The 16,646-nt window shown below is 38.6% G+C and carries 12 protein-coding genes; 6 read left to right on the top strand and 6 right to left on the bottom strand.

All coding sequences use genetic code 11. The features are described 5' to 3' along the window. Positions 1–210: 210 nt before the first annotated feature. The 6 genes from pspF (at position 211) to HRT55_RS00525 (ending at position 6,867) form a co-directional block, all read left to right on the top strand. On the top strand, positions 211–1,332 hold the full coding sequence (gene pspF, locus HRT55_RS00550) for a phage shock protein operon transcriptional activator (RefSeq protein ID WP_291618022.1): 1,122 nt from the start codon (positions 211–213) through the stop codon (positions 1,330–1,332). Continuing rightward, entirely contained in the window at positions 1,307–2,992 is a 1,686-nt protein-coding gene (locus tag HRT55_RS00545) for an ABC transporter substrate-binding protein (protein ID WP_291618021.1), read from the top strand. Before pspF ends, HRT55_RS00545 begins: the two co-directional genes overlap by 26 nt. Position 2,993: 1 nt before the next feature. After that, positions 2,994–4,022, top strand: coding sequence for an ABC transporter permease (locus tag HRT55_RS00540; protein WP_291618018.1), 1,029 nt, complete (start codon positions 2,994–2,996; stop codon positions 4,020–4,022). Beyond that, positions 4,012–4,905 carry an ABC transporter permease subunit gene (locus HRT55_RS00535; RefSeq protein WP_291618017.1) on the top strand — a complete coding sequence of 298 codons (894 nt, stop codon included), beginning with the start codon at positions 4,012–4,014 and terminating at the stop codon, positions 4,903–4,905. The genes HRT55_RS00540 and HRT55_RS00535 overlap by 11 nt, the downstream gene beginning before the upstream one ends. Positions 4,906–5,039: 134 nt before the next feature. Further along, positions 5,040–6,089, top strand: coding sequence for an oligopeptide/dipeptide ABC transporter ATP-binding protein (locus tag HRT55_RS00530; protein ID WP_291618015.1), 1,050 nt, complete (start codon positions 5,040–5,042; stop codon positions 6,087–6,089). Position 6,090: 1 nt separating this feature from the next. Beyond that, positions 6,091–6,867, top strand: coding sequence for an ATP-binding cassette domain-containing protein (locus HRT55_RS00525; protein ID WP_291618014.1), 777 nt, complete (start codon positions 6,091–6,093; stop codon positions 6,865–6,867). Between the two features lie 223 nt (positions 6,868–7,090). On the opposite strand, the gene HRT55_RS00520 is transcribed toward HRT55_RS00525, so the two are convergent. From HRT55_RS00520 to tig, 6 genes are all read right to left on the bottom strand, one after another. Continuing rightward, positions 7,091–9,007 carry a SurA N-terminal domain-containing protein gene (locus HRT55_RS00520; RefSeq protein WP_291618012.1) on the bottom strand — a complete coding sequence of 639 codons (1,917 nt, stop codon included), beginning with the start codon at positions 9,005–9,007 and terminating at the stop codon, positions 7,091–7,093. 253 nt (positions 9,008–9,260) lie between these two features. Next, positions 9,261–9,536 (bottom strand): nucleoid-associated protein HU-beta, encoded by a 276-nt coding sequence (gene hupB / locus HRT55_RS00515; RefSeq protein WP_033081291.1) that lies wholly within the window; start codon positions 9,534–9,536, stop codon positions 9,261–9,263. Positions 9,537–9,829: 293 nt separating this feature from the next. Next, positions 9,830–12,178 carry an endopeptidase La gene (gene lon, locus HRT55_RS00510; protein ID WP_291618010.1) on the bottom strand — a complete coding sequence of 783 codons (2,349 nt, stop codon included), beginning with the start codon at positions 12,176–12,178 and terminating at the stop codon, positions 9,830–9,832. 239 nt (positions 12,179–12,417) lie between these two features. After that, positions 12,418–13,692, bottom strand: a complete 1,275-nt coding sequence (gene clpX / locus HRT55_RS00505; protein ID WP_291610243.1) for an ATP-dependent protease ATP-binding subunit ClpX — start codon at positions 13,690–13,692, stop codon at positions 12,418–12,420. A gap of 75 nt (positions 13,693–13,767) precedes the next feature. Continuing rightward, the gene (gene clpP / locus HRT55_RS00500; RefSeq protein WP_291610293.1) at positions 13,768–14,415 is read right to left on the bottom strand and encodes an ATP-dependent Clp endopeptidase proteolytic subunit ClpP; all 648 of its coding nucleotides are present in this window, start codon (positions 14,413–14,415) and stop codon (positions 13,768–13,770) included. 159 nt (positions 14,416–14,574) lie between these two features. Then, on the bottom strand, positions 14,575–15,882 hold the full coding sequence (gene tig, locus HRT55_RS00495; protein WP_291618008.1) for a trigger factor: 1,308 nt from the start codon (positions 15,880–15,882) through the stop codon (positions 14,575–14,577). Positions 15,883–16,646 lie beyond the last annotated feature (764 nt).

The following is a 16,646-nucleotide window of genomic DNA, read 5'->3' as shown; positions in this document are numbered from 1 at the left end:
GGTTTTACTTTTACGTGAACTAAGCATTAACTTAGCGCTTATTTATACTTTAACTACACTTTTAACATATTCATTATTTGCGCCAACTTTCACAATAACAACAACTCATTGTTTTAAAAGACATTATTATTTATTTAAAAAAGCCTTTCAACCTCACAAGTAATAAAATACACTATTTGTTAGTGAAATAAACCAACATTTGAGTTTACTATGTCTCGTTTTAAGCAACAAGATAATCTTCTTGGCCAATCCAATAGCTTTTTAGAAGTACTAGAGCAAATATCGCAAGTTGCTCCTTTGAGTAAACCAGTACTCATTATTGGTGAGCGCGGTACAGGTAAAGAGCTGGTCGCTGCCCGTTTACATTTCCTCTCTAAGCGTTGGGAACAAAATTATTTAAAGCTTAATTGTGCGGCTTTAAATGAAAACCTACTTGAAACAGAGCTATTTGGTTACGATAGTGGCGCCTTCACTGGTGCCAATAAACGTCATGAAGGGCGATTTGAACGAGCTGATAAAGGCACGCTCTTTTTAGATGAGATTGCTAATACCTCAGGCCTTATTCAAGAAAAACTATTACGTGTGGTTGAATATGGTGAGTTTGAACGTGTTGGCGGTTCAAGAACCATTACTACCGATGTGCGTTTAGTGGCGGCAACCAATGAAGATTTACCAACGTTAGCTGCATCTGGCCAGTTTAGAGCGGATTTATTAGATAGGTTAGCTTTTGATGTTATCACCCTACCTCCACTGAGAGAGCGTTTAGATGACATCTTAATGCTGGCAGAGCACTTCGCTATTAATATGGCGCGTGAGCTTGAATTCGAATTATTTAGTGGTTTTACTGAAAAAGCTAAACGTAGCTTGCTTGAATATCATTGGCCCGGCAATATCCGAGAATTGAAAAATGTCGTTGAACGCAGTGTCTATCGCGGTAACACCCCAAACTTACCTGTTCATGAACTTATTATTGACCCCTTTGAGTCCCCATTTAGACCGAGTCAAAGCATGCGCACCCAGGATAGGATCAAAGAAGTCAGTGCCAACATTACCACTACTACTGATAACGAGTACCAAGATGAAGCTCAATTAGCCGCCACAACCAAGCCAATCAGTGTGAAAGCGGCGGCAAAAATAGTGAGCCAACAGTTTCCACAATCATTGAAATCGTTATCACAAGATTATGAGATAGAATTAATTCAGTCAGCATTAGCACATTGCCAGTTTAATCAAAAGAAAACAGCTGACGCACTGGAATTAACGTATCATCAATTAAGAGGTTACCTAAAAAAATATAACTTGCTTGATGGCAGTATCAACGATGAGCTTTAAGCCAACACTTCCTTTACTCATTTCGGCTTTTGTTAGCCTGCTAACTGGCTGTAATGAGGCTAATAAACTTTCGTTAAGTGAACGCAGTATTATCTATTGTTCTGAAGGCTCGCCAGAAACATTTAATCCTCAACTGAGTACTTCAGGGACAACGACTGACGCCATTGCTAAACAACTTTATAACAGCCTTATTGTTTATAAAGGGCAGAATAATATTTTGGGCCCCTCACTGGCTAAAGACTGGCATGTGACTCGTGACGGTAAAAAAATAACCTTCTATTTACGTCAAGATGTACGTTTTCATCAAACCAGTTACTTTACCCCGACAAGATTATTTAATGCCGATGATGTTTTATTCAGTTTTAATCGAATTTTAGATAAAAGCCATGCTTTTCATCAAGTATCAGGTGGTCAGTATCCTTTCTTCCAAAGTAATGAATTTTCCGAATTGGTTGAGAAAGTAGAGAAAATTAACGACTTCACCGTACGTTTTATTTTAACACGCAATGACAGTTCCTTTTTAGCTAATTTAGCCACCGATTATGCGTCAATCTTATCGGCTGAATACGGTGAAAAACTATTCATTGAAAATACGCCGCATAAAATTGATATTCAGCCTATTGGTACCGGTCCTTTTAAATTAAAGGATTACCGTGTTGGTTCATTAATTCGCTTTTACCGTCATGATTTATACTGGCAAGAGAAAGCTAAAATAGAACAACTTGTTTTTGATATCTCTCCGAGTAAAACCAGTCGTTTAACAAAACTGTTAGCGAAAGAATGTGATGTTAGTAGTTATCCAATAGCTCATGAAAAAATTGCTGAAAGAAGCGATTTGCTATTAGAATCGATTACCTCGTTAAATGTTGGCTATTTTGGCTTTAATACTAAAAAACAGCCTTTTGATAATAAGTTAGTGCGTAAAGCCATCAGCTTAGCTATTAACAAGCAGGCAATAATTGATACGGTTTATCACTCTCAAGCAGCCCGAGCTAAATCAATACTGCCCAAAACATCATGGGCTTATGACAGTAACACCCCTGAACTGGGTTATGATCCGGTCCGGGCAAAGTCTTTGTTAGAAGTAGCCGGTTATCCACAAGGCTTTACTATGGACCTATGGGCTATGCCCGTGCAAAGAGCCTATAACCCCAATGCAGTTACCATGGCAAAGCTTATTCAAGCTGACTTAAAGAAAATAGGCGTAAAAGTGAAAATTGTCAGTTATGAGTGGAGTACCTTCTTACGCCGTTTGTCATTGGGTGAGCACCAAAGTTTTTTATTAGGCTGGAATGCCGATAACCCCGAGCCGGATAACTTTTTCACGCCAATGCTAAGTTGCTCGGCCAGCGAAAATGGCAATAATCGCACATTCTGGTGTAATGAAGAATTTGACCAACTGCTGCAAAAAGCACTTAAAACCACCAATATGAGTAAAAGAAAAAGTTATTATGCCCAGGCCATGGCAATAATTAGTGAAGAAATGCCATTATTGCCCATAGCTCACTCAAAGCGCTTTCAAGCACGGGGCACAGATGTCGAAGGGGATATATTGTCAACCTTTGGTGGTATCAGCTTTTATCATGCGTCTAAAACAAAACCAACTAGTGAGCCTCAAAACTTAAACGAGCCAAATAAATCCAAAAAGGTTAGTAACTAAGATGCTCACTTTTACCTTACGCCGCATCAGTTTGTTTATTTTTACTATGCTGGTACTGACCCTATTGTCCTTTAGTTTAAGTTTTTTATTCCCGGGTGATACGGTTATAAATCATTCAGGACAAATTAATGCCACAGCAAGCGAATTAGTACAACTTAATAAAGCTTACCAAATGGATAAGAGTATTGTTGATCAATATGGTGCCTATTTAACCCATATCCTTAATGGTGACTTTGGTCAGTCTATGGCCAGTCAGTCTCCCATTCGCAATGAGATTATAGAATTGTTACCAGCCACCATAGAGCTCAGCTTAGTAGCTTTACTTATCGCTATGGTAGTCGGTATACCTTTGGGCTTTATTGCAGCTATCAACCATAATAAAGCTAGTGACAATGTAATACTATCTTTAGCTATGCTGGGTTATTCCATCCCTGTTTTTTGGCTAGGTTTACTGGCAATACTGGTTTTCTCTATTGGCCTAGGTTGGTTGCCTTCAGCTGGACAAATTAGCTTACTGTTTGAAATAAAGTTTGTTACTGGCATCCAATTTATTGATATTTTATTAAGTGATAGTCCCTATAAATGGCAGGCTTTTAGTAATGCCAGTGCCCATATTATTCTTCCTGCCTGTGTTATCGCTTTAGCACCGGCAACTATTTTTATTCGCTTATCACGTGCTGCTATGATCGAAGTATTAGCCGCCAGTTATATCAGAGCGGCTCGTGCTAAAGGTTTAAGCTTCCAGCAGATAATATTTCGCCACGCCATACGTAATGCACTGATCAAAATAATACGCCATGTTGGTTTACAGTTTGCCAACTTAGTCACTATTGCCATGGTAACTGAAGTTATTTTTAGTTGGCCTGGCATTGGCCGCTGGTTAATAGAAAGTATCTATCAGCGAGATTACACCGCCATTCAAAGCGGTTTACTCGTGCTGTCTTGCTTTATATTCATTATTCATATTTTAACTGACTTTATTTATGCAGCGCTCAATCCATTAGCGCGAGGTAACCAGCATGGCTCGTGAAAAAATATACCTTGAAGAAGTCTTTCCCTCACCCTTTATGCAGCTATGGGGGATTTTTCGTAAAACGCCTGTTGCTATGGCTGGCTTCTGCTGTTTTATTTTTCTTATTTTATTAGCGATTTTTGCGCCAATTATATCTCCCTACTCTCCTGTAGATGGCAATTTAGAGATGATCTTATTACCACCCGCCTGGCATCCTGATGGTGACGTCAGTTATCTGTTAGGTACCGATGAGCTTGGCCGAGACATGCTGTCTAGGCTGATGTATGGCACCTCACTTACCTTTGGTTTAAGTTTTATTGTTGTTATTTTCTCGTTAGTTATTGGCGTCGTTATCGGCTCTTTATCAGCATTAACGCGAGGTATTAAGTCCAGTTTTTTAAATCACTTCCTCGATGTCGTGCTATCTATTCCATCCTTATTACTCGCCATTATTATTGTCGCAATTTTAGGACCGGGCATCAGTAATACGGTCTGGGCAATAGCCATAGTCTTTATCCCACAATTTATCCATATTACCCGTTATGCCGTGAAAGAAGAGTTCAGAAAAGATTATGTCTTAGCATCACGCCTTGATGGCGCCAGTAATTTCCGTATTTTGTACTACTCGGTATTTCCTAATATTGTCGAGCGCCTAATGAGTCAAGCGACGCTAGCGCAATCTGCAGCAATATTAGATATAGCGACATTAGGGTTTTTAGGGCTAGGCGCACAAATCCCCTTGCCTGAATGGGGCGCTATTTTGGCCAATGGCCTTGAGCGTTTCTATATAGCCCCTTGGACGGTTTACTTACCGGGCTTAGCAATATTATTCGCCGTAGTTGCCACTAACTTAGTCGGTGAAGGCATTCGCCACGCCCTCAAGTTACGTAAGGAAAACTAATGGTATTGCCCTACATAACGACAGTAACAGTTACCACCGCAACATCGAGCAATGACGTTTTACTTTCTTTGACATTAAACACTCAGCCATCACTCACCATAATTCAACCAAAGAAGAGCGCGTAAGTAGAGCATATGAATTTACTCGACATTAGAAATTTATCCATTGAGTTAGATACCCCCAATGGCCGTGTATTGGCAGTAGATAGAGTAAGCTTATCAATTAAAGAAGGTGAAGTACGCGGTTTAGTGGGTGAGTCTGGCTCAGGAAAGTCACTATTAGCACAAGCCATTATCGGAGTTTTAGAAGATAAATGGCATGTTCATGCTGACCGATTTCACTGGCGTGGTATCGACTTATTACGACTAACCATAGATGAACGTCGAGCATTATTATGTCGTGATATAGCGATGATATTCCAAGAGCCAATGAGTTGCTTAGACCCAACCACTTTAATTGGTGAGCAATTAAGTGAAGCCATTGATAGCAAACAATTATCAGGTTATTTTTGGCAACGTAAAAAACAACGTAAAGAGGCGGTGATAAAATTACTGCATAAAGTAGGTATTAAGAAACATAGTGAATGCATTAGTAGTTATCCTCATCAGCTCACCGAGGCAATTTGTCAACGAGTGATGATAGCAATCGCTTTGGCGGGTCGCCCCATATTACTAATTGCCGATGAGCCAACAGCTACGATGGAAAGTACTAACCAGGGACAAATTTACCGGTTATTAGCCAACTTAAACCAACTAAAAAACATGTCTATTTTATTGATCAGCCATGATTTAGAAAACCTTACTCACTGGACCAGCACGATCACGGTAATGTATAGCGGTCAATTTGTTGAAGCGGGCACCACTGAGCAAATATTTAATAAGCCAATGCACCCTTATACGCGGGCTTTAGTAGATAGTAGTACCAAAGCTAACCTGCAATTACCGACTAAATCGCGTTTAATGACCCTACCCGGTAGTATTCCTATTTTACAACATTTACCTATCGGCTGTCGGTTAGGTCCTCGATGTCCAAGGGCTCAGCAAACCTGTGTATCTGCGCCAAAGGTCAGCAATTTCCATGGTCATAAGGTAAGTTGTCACTTCCCGATTCTGCATGAATCACCAAGAAAAGAATCACAAAAGCATAAAGCGCTAAAACACAAAACGGTTAAAGGAAACAACTAAGATGAGTGTTTTATTGGATGTAAAAGACATAACGAAATCGTTCAAGCTTAAAGGACATTGGTACCATAAACGTAAGTTTAATGCCCTAGCACCGATATCTTTTGCCATAGAAGCAAAAAAGACCCTAGCGATTGTTGGGGAAACAGGCTCTGGTAAGTCAACCTTAGCGAAGATCTTAGTCGGAGCAGAAAAACCAACTAGCGGTAAAATATACCTCAATGGGCAGTTATTACAAAACCAACGCTTTAAACAGAGGTGCCAACATATCAGGATGATATTCCAAGACTCTGGCACCACTTTAAATCCCAGTTTAACCATACAAGAGTTACTCGATGAACCGCTAACACTAAATACCGATTTAGACGAGAAACAGCGACGACAGCTCATTCGTACCACATTACAAAAGGTTGGCCTACTTGGCGATCATATGAATTTTTATCCTCATATGTTTTCCGGTGGACAAAAACAACGTATATCACTCGCTCGGGCAATTATATTACAGCCACAGGTTATCATTCTAGATGAAGCCTTAGCGGCACTAGATCCCTCTCTGCGCTCACAAATGATTAACTTATTACTCGATTTGCAACAACAGATGGGCTTAGCGTACATTTTGATTTCCCACAACTTAGGCATTGTTCGTCATTTCAGTGACGATGTTATGGTGATGTCGCATGGCGAGGTGGTTGAGTCAGGAAAAACTCTTGAGGTAATGCGTAACCCACAGCATAAAGTGACGCAAAAGCTGATGATGAGCCAAAACTTCCAAATAAAGTAAATCATTAACACAAATAATTAGAAAATAGGGATAGTGAGAGAGAAAATACTTAACTACGCTTTTCTAGTTCCAGCCTTACCTGATCCAACATTGCTTTAAGCATTAAGTTTAATCAAAAATAAGCAACAAAAAAGCCAATAGCAGAAACTGCTATTGGCTTTTTTACTCACCGAAAGTCACCTTAACTCACATTTTAAATAATGGCGACTAACGATATTAGCTACTAATAAGCTGATACCTGCTCGGTAAGTTGCTTACGGGTAATTTCAGCATCAACTTTTAACGAGTTAACAAAGCTTTGATAAGCAGACTGTGCTAATTGAGACGTTTGTTGTTGCGCTAAATTAGGGTTAGCTGCAGACTCACGGACATCCACTGCCGTAACTTCAACTAAGGCAAGGTCACCATTACTTAAGGCAACAGTTGACGCTGAAATACCACCACTCACAGGGTGAGGTAAAACAAACGCAGCGCGACTGATACTTTGGTCAATTTCAGGACTATAACGAGCAACTTTCTCTTTACTAACAAAACTGGTATTAAGTGCTGTTAATTGAGCCGAAATATCGGTGCCGGCATTAAAGTCAGCTAATAAAGCATCAACAGTTTGTTGCGCTTGCTCAGTGGCTTTTTGATTAACTAAAATATCTTTAATTTGTGCTTCCACTTCAATTAAAGGCTTAACATTAGCTGCTTGGAAAGTATTGAGGCGTAATACCAATGCAACATCATCATTCACTTCAATAAGGTCTGAGTTCATATTGTCTTGTAAAACCATATCTGAAAAAGCAGCTTCAATAACTTTAGCTTGATCAAAAGGAACACTATTACCACTGCTCAATAACCATGGTGATGTTTGTATAACAACATTTACCTCGCTAGCTGCATCTTCAAGACTATCCGGAAATTCAAAGCTAATTCGCGCCATTTCTTGCTGTAAGGCAAAGAATTTATCTTGTGCAAGCTCATTACCTAGTTTAATACGTAACTCAGCTTGTACATCTTCAAAACTTTGAATAGCTTCGGCTTTATAGTCGGTTAATTTCAACACATGATAACCAAAGCTAGTGATAACTAGTTGACTATAGTCACCAATATTAGCCAATGCTAAGGCAGCGTCATCAAAACTTTCTTCCATCACGCCAGACTCTAACCAATCTAAATCACCACCGTTTTCACCACTGAAAGTATCATTAGAAACTTCTTTAGCGAGTGCTGCAAAGTCTTCACCTTGCTCAAGACGAGTTAATACCGCTTGTGCTTGAGTTTTTGCCGCTTCATCTTCTGCATCACCATCGGTAAATTCAATCAAGATATGAGAAATACGACGCTGCTCAGTTTCAGTATAGCTAGCTAAGTTCTCTTGGTAGTACTGAGTTAACTCTGCATCAGTAACATTAATACCTTTAGCAATATCAGTAACATTTAGGCTGATATAATCAACTTTAACCTGCTTTTTATTTTCAAAACGCGCTTGATTAGCTAGATAGTAATTATTTACTTCTTCATCCGTTAACTCAACTTTCACTTTGAACTGTTCTGCTGAGATAGTAGCGAAGCGAATATCTCGCGTTTGGTTTTGTAAAGCCAGTTGCAATTTTTCTTGGTAAGGTAAATTAAACTCAGTGGCAACTAGTGCTTGGCTTAATTGACGACGAGTCATTTCAACACGTAAATAATCACGAAAATTTGATGATTGGAAGAAGCCTGCTTGGTTAATAATCGCTAAGTAGCGGTTATTATCAAAAACACCATCAACTTGAAATTCAGGCATTTTACGAATAGTTTCTTTTAAACGAGCATCAGAAACTCGAATAGCAAGTGCTTCGCTATTTTGATCAATCAATTTTTCATTAATTAGGTTATCTAGAACACCTTGGCGAAAGTTAGCCATGTAATTTGCATCATTTGATAAGGTATCAAACATTTCACCAAACTGTTGCGCCATGCGGCTACGTTGTGCTTGATAAGCTTTATTAAATGCTTGCTGACTGATAGCTTCACCATTAACGGTAGCTACAGAAGTATCAACTGTATTAGTATAACTGCCAACACCTGCGACAGCGAAGGTTAGGATAATCAAACCAAGAATAATTTTGGCAGTCAATCCCTGCGATTTTTCACGAATATCTTCTAACATTTCTTTCTCTTTTTTTATGCCTAAAAAAACTAGGCTTAGGTATATTTATAACAAGTAGATTAATTGATATAAATTAAAGTTGCTCGCGATTTTAACAGATGATAAGCATTGCTAGAAGCACAACCTTGGTAAAATGCAAATTTATTATTCTTTTAATTAGCATATTTTTATTTTTGCCTAGGCTAAAAGCAAAAAACCACCTGAAAAGGTGGTTTCTAATACGCGGTATAACTTAGTCTAGTTTAGTGACTATTTATGCGTTACATGCGTCTTTTAATGCTTTACCAGCTTTGAAAGATGGGATTTTAGCAGCTGCGATTTGGATAGTAGCACCCGTTTGTGGGTTACGACCAGTACGTGCAGCACGGTCACGTACAGAGAATGTACCAAAACCAACAAGAGCAACTTGCTCGCCATCTTTTAATTCATCAGTTACAGCGCCAATAAATGAATCTAATGCACGACCCGCAGCAGCTTTTGAAATGTCTGCACCAGCAGCAATCTTCTCGATTAGTTGAGATTTATTCACAGTGTATACCCCTTCAATTGTTATTATACAACGCTATCCTTTTTATATATGCAGCCAATTGAAATATGATTTCTCTTGATGCATTGAAGCGTTGAGTGTAGAAAATATTTTGCTCTCTAGTTCCCTAAAGTCCATCTATATACATAGAGAATAAGGGGTCTAGCGATATAAGCGTTGTTAACTTACCATAGTTTCAGCGTTTGCAAAGCGAAAATTACGTTTATTTGCGATTTTTTTAGCTTTTCAGACCTTTTTTGATGTAAATCATCAAAAAAGGCCAAGCTTTGAACAAGTTACTTTTCAACTTTCCATTGTTCTACAGGGTGCTCAAGTGCTAGAGCAAGTACTTCATCTATCCATTTAACTGGGTGAATGGACAATTCAGCTTTAACATTTTCTGGAATTTCTTGTAAATCACGTTCGTTTTCATGGGGGATAATCACTGTTTTTATGCCGCCACGATGTGCCGCAAGTAACTTCTCTTTTAATCCACCAATCGCTAGAACTTCACCACGTAAGGTTATTTCACCTGTCATAGCAACGTCGGCTTTTACCGGATTACCGGTAAGGCTTGAGACTAACGCCGTACACATACCAACACCGGCACTAGGACCATCTTTTGGTGTTGCTCCTTCAGGAACATGAACATGGATATCACGTTTTTCGTAAAAGTTCTCGTTGATTCGAAGTTTCTCGGTACGACTTCGTACCACAGTCATAGCAGCTTGAATAGACTCTTGCATAACATCACCTAATGAGCCGGTATATGTCAGTTTACCTTTACCTGGTACAGAGGCTGTTTCTATAGTAAGTAGCTCTCCACCAACTTGCGTCCACGCTAAACCGGTAACCAAGCCGACACGATTTTCAGTATCAGCTTTACCATAATCAAAGCGTTGTACGCCTAAAAACTCATTTAGATTATCTTGATTAATGGTGACTTTCTTTAATTTTTTATCCAGTAAAATAGCCTTTACCGCTTTACGGCATAGTTTCGAAATTTCACGTTCTAAACTACGCACACCCGCTTCACGGGTGTAATAACGAATGATGCCAACAATAGCACTATCATCAATGTCTATTTCTTTAGCGTTCAAGCCATTGCGCTCAATTTGTTTATTGAGCAAATGATTTTTAGCAATATTAAGTTTTTCATCTTCGGTATAGCCCGACAAACGAATAACTTCCATACGGTCTAACAATGGACCAGGAATATCCATACTATTTGATGTCGCCACAAACATTACATCAGATAAGTCATAATCAACTTCTAAATAGTGATCATTAAAAGTGGTATTTTGCTCTGGATCTAACACTTCAAGTAAAGCTGAGGCTGGGTCGCCACGCATATCAGAAGCCATTTTATCAATTTCATCTAATAAGAATAGCGGGTTTTTAACCCCTACTTTTGATATTTTCTGGATTAACTTACCCGGTAGCGAGCCAATATAAGTACGGCGATGACCACGAATTTCAGCTTCATCACGAACGCCACCTAATGCCATACGAACATATTTTCGTCCGGTAGCTTTAGCAATAGACTGACCTAGCGAGGTTTTACCAACACCTGGAGGGCCAACTAAACAAAGAATTGGTCCTTTTAATTGGCTTACTCTTTGTTGTACGGCTAAATACTCTAAAATGCGTTCTTTAACCTTATCTAAACCAAAATGATCTTTGTCTAATACTTCCTGAGCTAGGGTAAGGTTACGCTTTAATTTACTGCGTTTTTTCCACGGTACGTTTATCATGCAATCGATATAGCTACGCACAACCGTTGCTTCTGCCGACATGGGCGACATCATTTTAAGCTTTTGATATTCAGCAAGGGTCTTGTCTTTCGCTTCTTTTGGCATTTGTGCTTCTTCAATGCGCTTAGCCATTTGCTCAAGCTCGTCTGGTGCATCATCACCTTCATTAAGCTCTTTTTGAATGGCTTTCATTTGCTCATTCAAATAATAATCACGCTGACTTTTTTCCATTTGCTTTTTAACACGGGTACGAATTTTCTTTTCAACTTGCAGTAAGTCGATCTCGCCTTCCATTAATGCCATCAAATGTTCTAAACGCAGATTAACATCAATAATTTCTAAAACTTTTTGCTTGTCAGCCAACTTCAATGGCATATGAGCGGCCATAGTATCGGCAAGCTGCTCAGCATCATCAATACCCGATACCGAAGTGAGTACTTCCGGTGGGATTTTCTTGTTAAGTTTTACATAACCTTCAAATTGAGAAATAGATGAGCGAATCAATACCTCAATATCATCACCTAGGTCGGTTTTTGGCTCAACATATTCAATTTCTGCACTAAAGTACTCTTCAGTCTCAACGAACTTATTTATTTTTGCTCGTTGTGCACCTTCCACCAATACTTTAACAGTACCATCGGGTAGCTTTAACATTTGTAAAATGGTGGCAACTGTGCCTGTACTGTAAACATCCTCAGCTTTAGGGTCATCGATAGCGGCATCTTTTTGCGCAACAAGAAATACTTGCTTATCGTTTTCCATGGCTAAATCTAAACAACGAATAGACTTTTCACGACCGACAAAAAGGGGGATAACCATTTGCGGGTAAACAACAACATCTCTTAAGGCTAAAACGGGGATCTCAACGACACCAGATAATTCTTTACTCATTGGCTACTCTTCTCGGGAATTGTTTTAATTGATAGAAAAATTAATAAATAAAATAAAGCTATAGAAACTATATGGGGCTAGGCTGTTAACTTTCAACAATAGATAAAAAATAAAGCGCCAAACCCTATATTTATTATTGCTAAGATCAAAAAAGCCTCAAGCAGTAAGTAATTATTATTAATAATTACTTACTGCTTGAGGCTAATAGTTTATACCTAGTGATATAACCGTGTTAAAAATTACTCAGAAGCAGCTTTATCTTGCTTACTGTCATAAATAACAATCGGCTTGCTCTCACCTTTAATGGTATTTTCATCAACGACAATTTTACTGACATTTTCCATTGACGGTAATTCATACATGGTATCAAGCAAAACCGCTTCAACAATAGAGCGTAAACCACGAGCACCGGTCTTCCTGTCCATTGCTTTACGGGCAATGGCATGTAAAGCATCAGTTCTGAACTCTAGCTCAACATCTTCCATATCAAATAATGCAGAAAACTGCTTAGTTAGTGCATTCTTAGGCTCTTGCAATATTTGAATAAGTGCTTCTTCATCCAGTTCAGTTAATGTTGCTAAAACAGGTAAACGACCAATAAACTCTGGAATTAAACCATATTTAACTAAATCTTGTGGCTCAACCTCCGCTAAATGATCGGTTAATGATTTCTGTTGATCTTTACCACGGACTTCCGCGCCAAAACCAATGCCAGTACCCGTATGATTACGTTGCTCAACAACTTTATCTAAACCTGAAAAGGCTCCACCACAAATAAATAGAATTTTAGAAGTATCTACTTGTAAAAATTCTTGTTGTGGATGTTTACGACCACCTTGAGGCGGTACTGAAGCGACAGTGCCTTCAATAAGCTTTAATAACGCTTGTTGTACACCTTCACCTGAAACATCACGGGTAATTGAAGGGTTATCAGATTTACGAGAAATCTTATCAATCTCATCAATGTAAACAATACCACGTTCAGCTTTCTCGACGTCGTAATCACATTTTTGTAATAGCTTTTGAATGATGTTCTCTACATCTTCACCAACATAACCAGCTTCGGTTAGCGTAGTTGCATCTGCCATAGTAAATGGCACATCAAGTAAACGGGCAAGGGTTTGTGCTAATAACGTTTTACCACTCCCTGTTGGCCCAATAAGTAAGATGTTACTTTTACCCAGTTCAACACCGTTGTGGTTATCACCTTTACGTAGACGTTTATAGTGATTATAAACGGCAACCGCTAATACTTTTTTCGCGTGATCCTGACCAATAACATAGTCATCAAGCTTTTCCCTGATTTCTATAGGAGAAGGTAATGCTTCTTTACTTTCTTTTGGCGAAATTTCAGAAATTTCTTCGCGAATAATGTCATTACACAGTTCTACACATTCATCACAAACAAAGACTGATGGACCAGCAATTAATTTACGTACTTCATGTTGGCTTTTGCCACAAAATGAGCAGTAAAGTAACTTACCATTATCGCCACCACTTTTAATATCGGTCATGCCCTACCTCTAAACTTTTAATACCAATAAATCCATTTAATTATCAATCTACACCGCTAAGTATACACCGAAATCCTATTTATCGTTACGTTGTTCTAATATGGAGTCAACTAATCCATATTCAACCGCTGCTTCTGCACTTAAGAAATTATCTCTGTCTGTATCTTGAGAAACTTTCTCTAGCGTTTGACCGGTATGCTCAGCCATTAAACCGTTAAGTTTATCTTTTATAAATAATATTTCTTTTGCATGAATTTCAAAATCAGATGCTTGGCCTTGGAAACCACCAAGAGGCTGATGAATCATTACTCGCGCATTAGGTAAACAATAACGTTTGCCTTTTTCACCACCTGATAATAAAAACGCCCCCATACTAGCCGCTTGGCCAATACAAACTGTGCTGATATTAGGTTTAATAAATTTCATCGTGTCATAAATTGCCATACCTGCGGTTACTGAACCACCAGGTGAATTTATGTAGAGAAAAATATCTTTATCTGGACTCTCTGACTCCAAGTATAATAACTGCGCAATAATCAAGTTAGCCATATGATCTTCAACTTGGCCACAAAGGAAGATTACACGCTCTTTTAACAGCCTTGAATAGATATCATATGAACGTTCACCTTTAGGGGTTTGCTCAACAACCATAGGTACTAACGCGCTTTCAATACCTGTTGCACTGCTTTGTGATGAAACCGGAGATGAACTTTGTGATGTAATTTGAGAACCAATTTGAGAGTTAAACAAGAGTATACCTTCCCTTAATAAATAAAAATGGCCTGTATGTTGCCATACAAGCCATTAAATTTAAGCGATTGCTGAGTCTATTGTCAATGCAAAATTAACTTTAAAGACGATAAACTTCAGCTTTACTTAAAATTACTTCGCTTCTGGGTTCATTATGTCGTTGAAGCTAGCTTTTTTATCCGAAACGTTAGCTTTTTCAACTAAAATCTCAACCGCTTGTTCTTCTAATGCAACATTATGCATCTGTTGCATAAGCTCTTTATTGTTAGCGTAGTATTCAACAACTTCTTTAGGATCTTCATAAGCAGAAGCCGCAGACGCAATTAATTCATTAACTTTAGTTTCATCAACTTTAAGTTCATTGACTTTAATTACTTCACCTAAAAGTAAACCGATTTTAACACGACGTTCAGCTTGTTCAGTAAACATTTCAGCTGGAAGTTGTGGCAAGTTCTTAGGATCCATTTGGCCTTTAAAACGTTGCATCGCTTGTTGACGTAAAACATCCACTTCTTGAGTAACAAGTGCTGAAGGTAAGTCAACCGCATGTCCAGCTAATAAGCCATCAAGAACTTGTGTTTTAACTTTAGCTTTAACCGCTTGTGTTAGTTCACGTGCCATGTTTTTGCTTACTTCAGCACGTAAAGCTTCAACGCCACCTTCTTCAATACCGAAAAGCTTTGCAAACTCTTCATTGATTTCTGGTAGTTCTGGACCTTCAGTTTTATGAACAACGATATCAAACTCAGCTTCTTTACCTTTTAGGTTTTCAGCATGGTAATCTTCAGGGAAAGTTACCTTGATAGTTTTTTCGTCACCGGCTTTCATGCCAGTTACTTCTTTCTCAAAACCAGGGATCATACGACCAGCGCCTAGTTCTAATTCAAAACCTTCAGCTTTACCACCGTCAAAGTCTTCACCGTCGACACGACCAGTGAAATCAAGAGTTAGCTTATCGCCTTTTTTAGTTTTACGTTTGTTTTCTTTCCATGTTTGGTGTTGCTTTTGTAGCGTAACAAACATTTCATCTAAATCAGCATCAGTCACGTCTACTTGTGGACGTTCAATAGCGATTTTATCTAAATCTTTTAATTCAACTTCAGGATACACTTCAAAAGTTGCTTCAAATTCTAATGCTTTGCCATCTTCATTGCTTTTAGCAACAAATGAAGGACGACCGGCAGGATTGATTTTTTCTGCAACAATAGCATCAACAAAGTTACGCTGCATAAGTTCACCAGCAACTTCTTGTCGTACTGATTTGCCATAGCGCTTCTGAATTACTGATGCTGGCACTTTACCCGGACGGAAACCGTCAATACGCTGTGTTTTACTAATTTGACGAAGACGATTCTTTACTTCTACATCTACTTTTTCGGCCGGAACAGAAATAGTCAGACGACGTTCCAAACCTTGTGTAGTCTCAACTGAAACTTGCATTTAAATACCTCAAAACTTAGCGTATAACGCTTTTTACGCACCAATTAATAGCCAGTACATTTGATAAACCTTACCAAATTCGTGACAAAATGATGCCCTGTTACAAAAATATGACGCCAAATTATAGCGAGGCAAAAAAAAAGTTGCAAGGTGTAAGTTTTAACCAATGAATAAATTGTCAATAATTCAGTGCTATTGACTATCATTTGTGCAAATTAGACCTTTAACTATAAGGGGAATTATATCGATGAAAGCAATTAGCCATTTCATAGTAATACCATTTTCATTAAGTTTGTGATCTTGTTGTGAGTAGGAAAAACAAATCAGGGCAAGTCGCTTGATTGAGCAATAGCTGGCTATTGGGATTGAGAGCAACGCCGCCTTGGAGTATTTTAACAAGCACAAGTGGGCAATAATTTAATTAAATTGGTATAAATAGAAAGCAGAGCATAGACCGCTTAGAATAAGGATTTAGATGTAATATTTAGGTGTAACAAGTAGGTGTACAACAACTTTTTAGCTTCCGCTATAAATAACAAAACAAGTAGAATTATAAATTTTAAGCAGCGCAGCTTGGTAGCGCACTTGGTTTGGGTCCAAGGGGTCGCAAGTTCGAATCTTGCATCACCGACCACTTTCTTCTCTCTCTGTAATTCTGGAAATCCTCAATCCTCAATCCTCAATCCTCAATCCTCAATCCTCAATCCTCAATCCTCAATCCTCAATCCTCAATTTAATATTCAAGATTCAATATTGCCTAGCTT

Origin of the sequence: Colwellia sp. (assembly GCF_013214175.1) — a bacterium.
Lineage (GTDB): Bacteria > Pseudomonadota > Gammaproteobacteria > Enterobacterales > Alteromonadaceae > Colwellia.
This window is presented reverse-complemented; position numbering and strand designations above follow the sequence as displayed.

Bases quoted from the DNA above. Each gene is read 5' to 3' on its own strand.
- pspF (WP_291618022.1), top strand. From the start codon at position 211: ATGTCTCGTTTTAAGCAACAAGATAATCTTCTTGGCCAATCCAATAGC.
- HRT55_RS00545 (WP_291618021.1), top strand. From the start codon at position 1,307: ATGGCAGTATCAACGATGAGCTTTAAGCCAACACTTCCTTTACTCATT.
- HRT55_RS00540 (WP_291618018.1), top strand. From the start codon at position 2,994: ATGCTCACTTTTACCTTACGCCGCATCAGTTTGTTTATTTTTACTATG.
- HRT55_RS00535 (WP_291618017.1), top strand. From the start codon at position 4,012: ATGGCTCGTGAAAAAATATACCTTGAAGAAGTCTTTCCCTCACCCTTT.
- HRT55_RS00530 (WP_291618015.1), top strand. From the start codon at position 5,040: ATGAATTTACTCGACATTAGAAATTTATCCATTGAGTTAGATACCCCC.
- HRT55_RS00525 (WP_291618014.1), top strand. From the start codon at position 6,091: ATGAGTGTTTTATTGGATGTAAAAGACATAACGAAATCGTTCAAGCTT.
- HRT55_RS00520 (WP_291618012.1), bottom strand. From the start codon at position 9,007: ATGTTAGAAGATATTCGTGAAAAATCGCAGGGATTGACTGCCAAAATT.
- lon (WP_291618010.1), bottom strand. From the start codon at position 12,178: ATGAGTAAAGAATTATCTGGTGTCGTTGAGATCCCCGTTTTAGCCTTA.
- clpX (WP_291610243.1), bottom strand. From the start codon at position 13,692: ATGACCGATATTAAAAGTGGTGGCGATAATGGTAAGTTACTTTACTGC.
- tig (WP_291618008.1), bottom strand. From the start codon at position 15,882: ATGCAAGTTTCAGTTGAGACTACACAAGGTTTGGAACGTCGTCTGACT.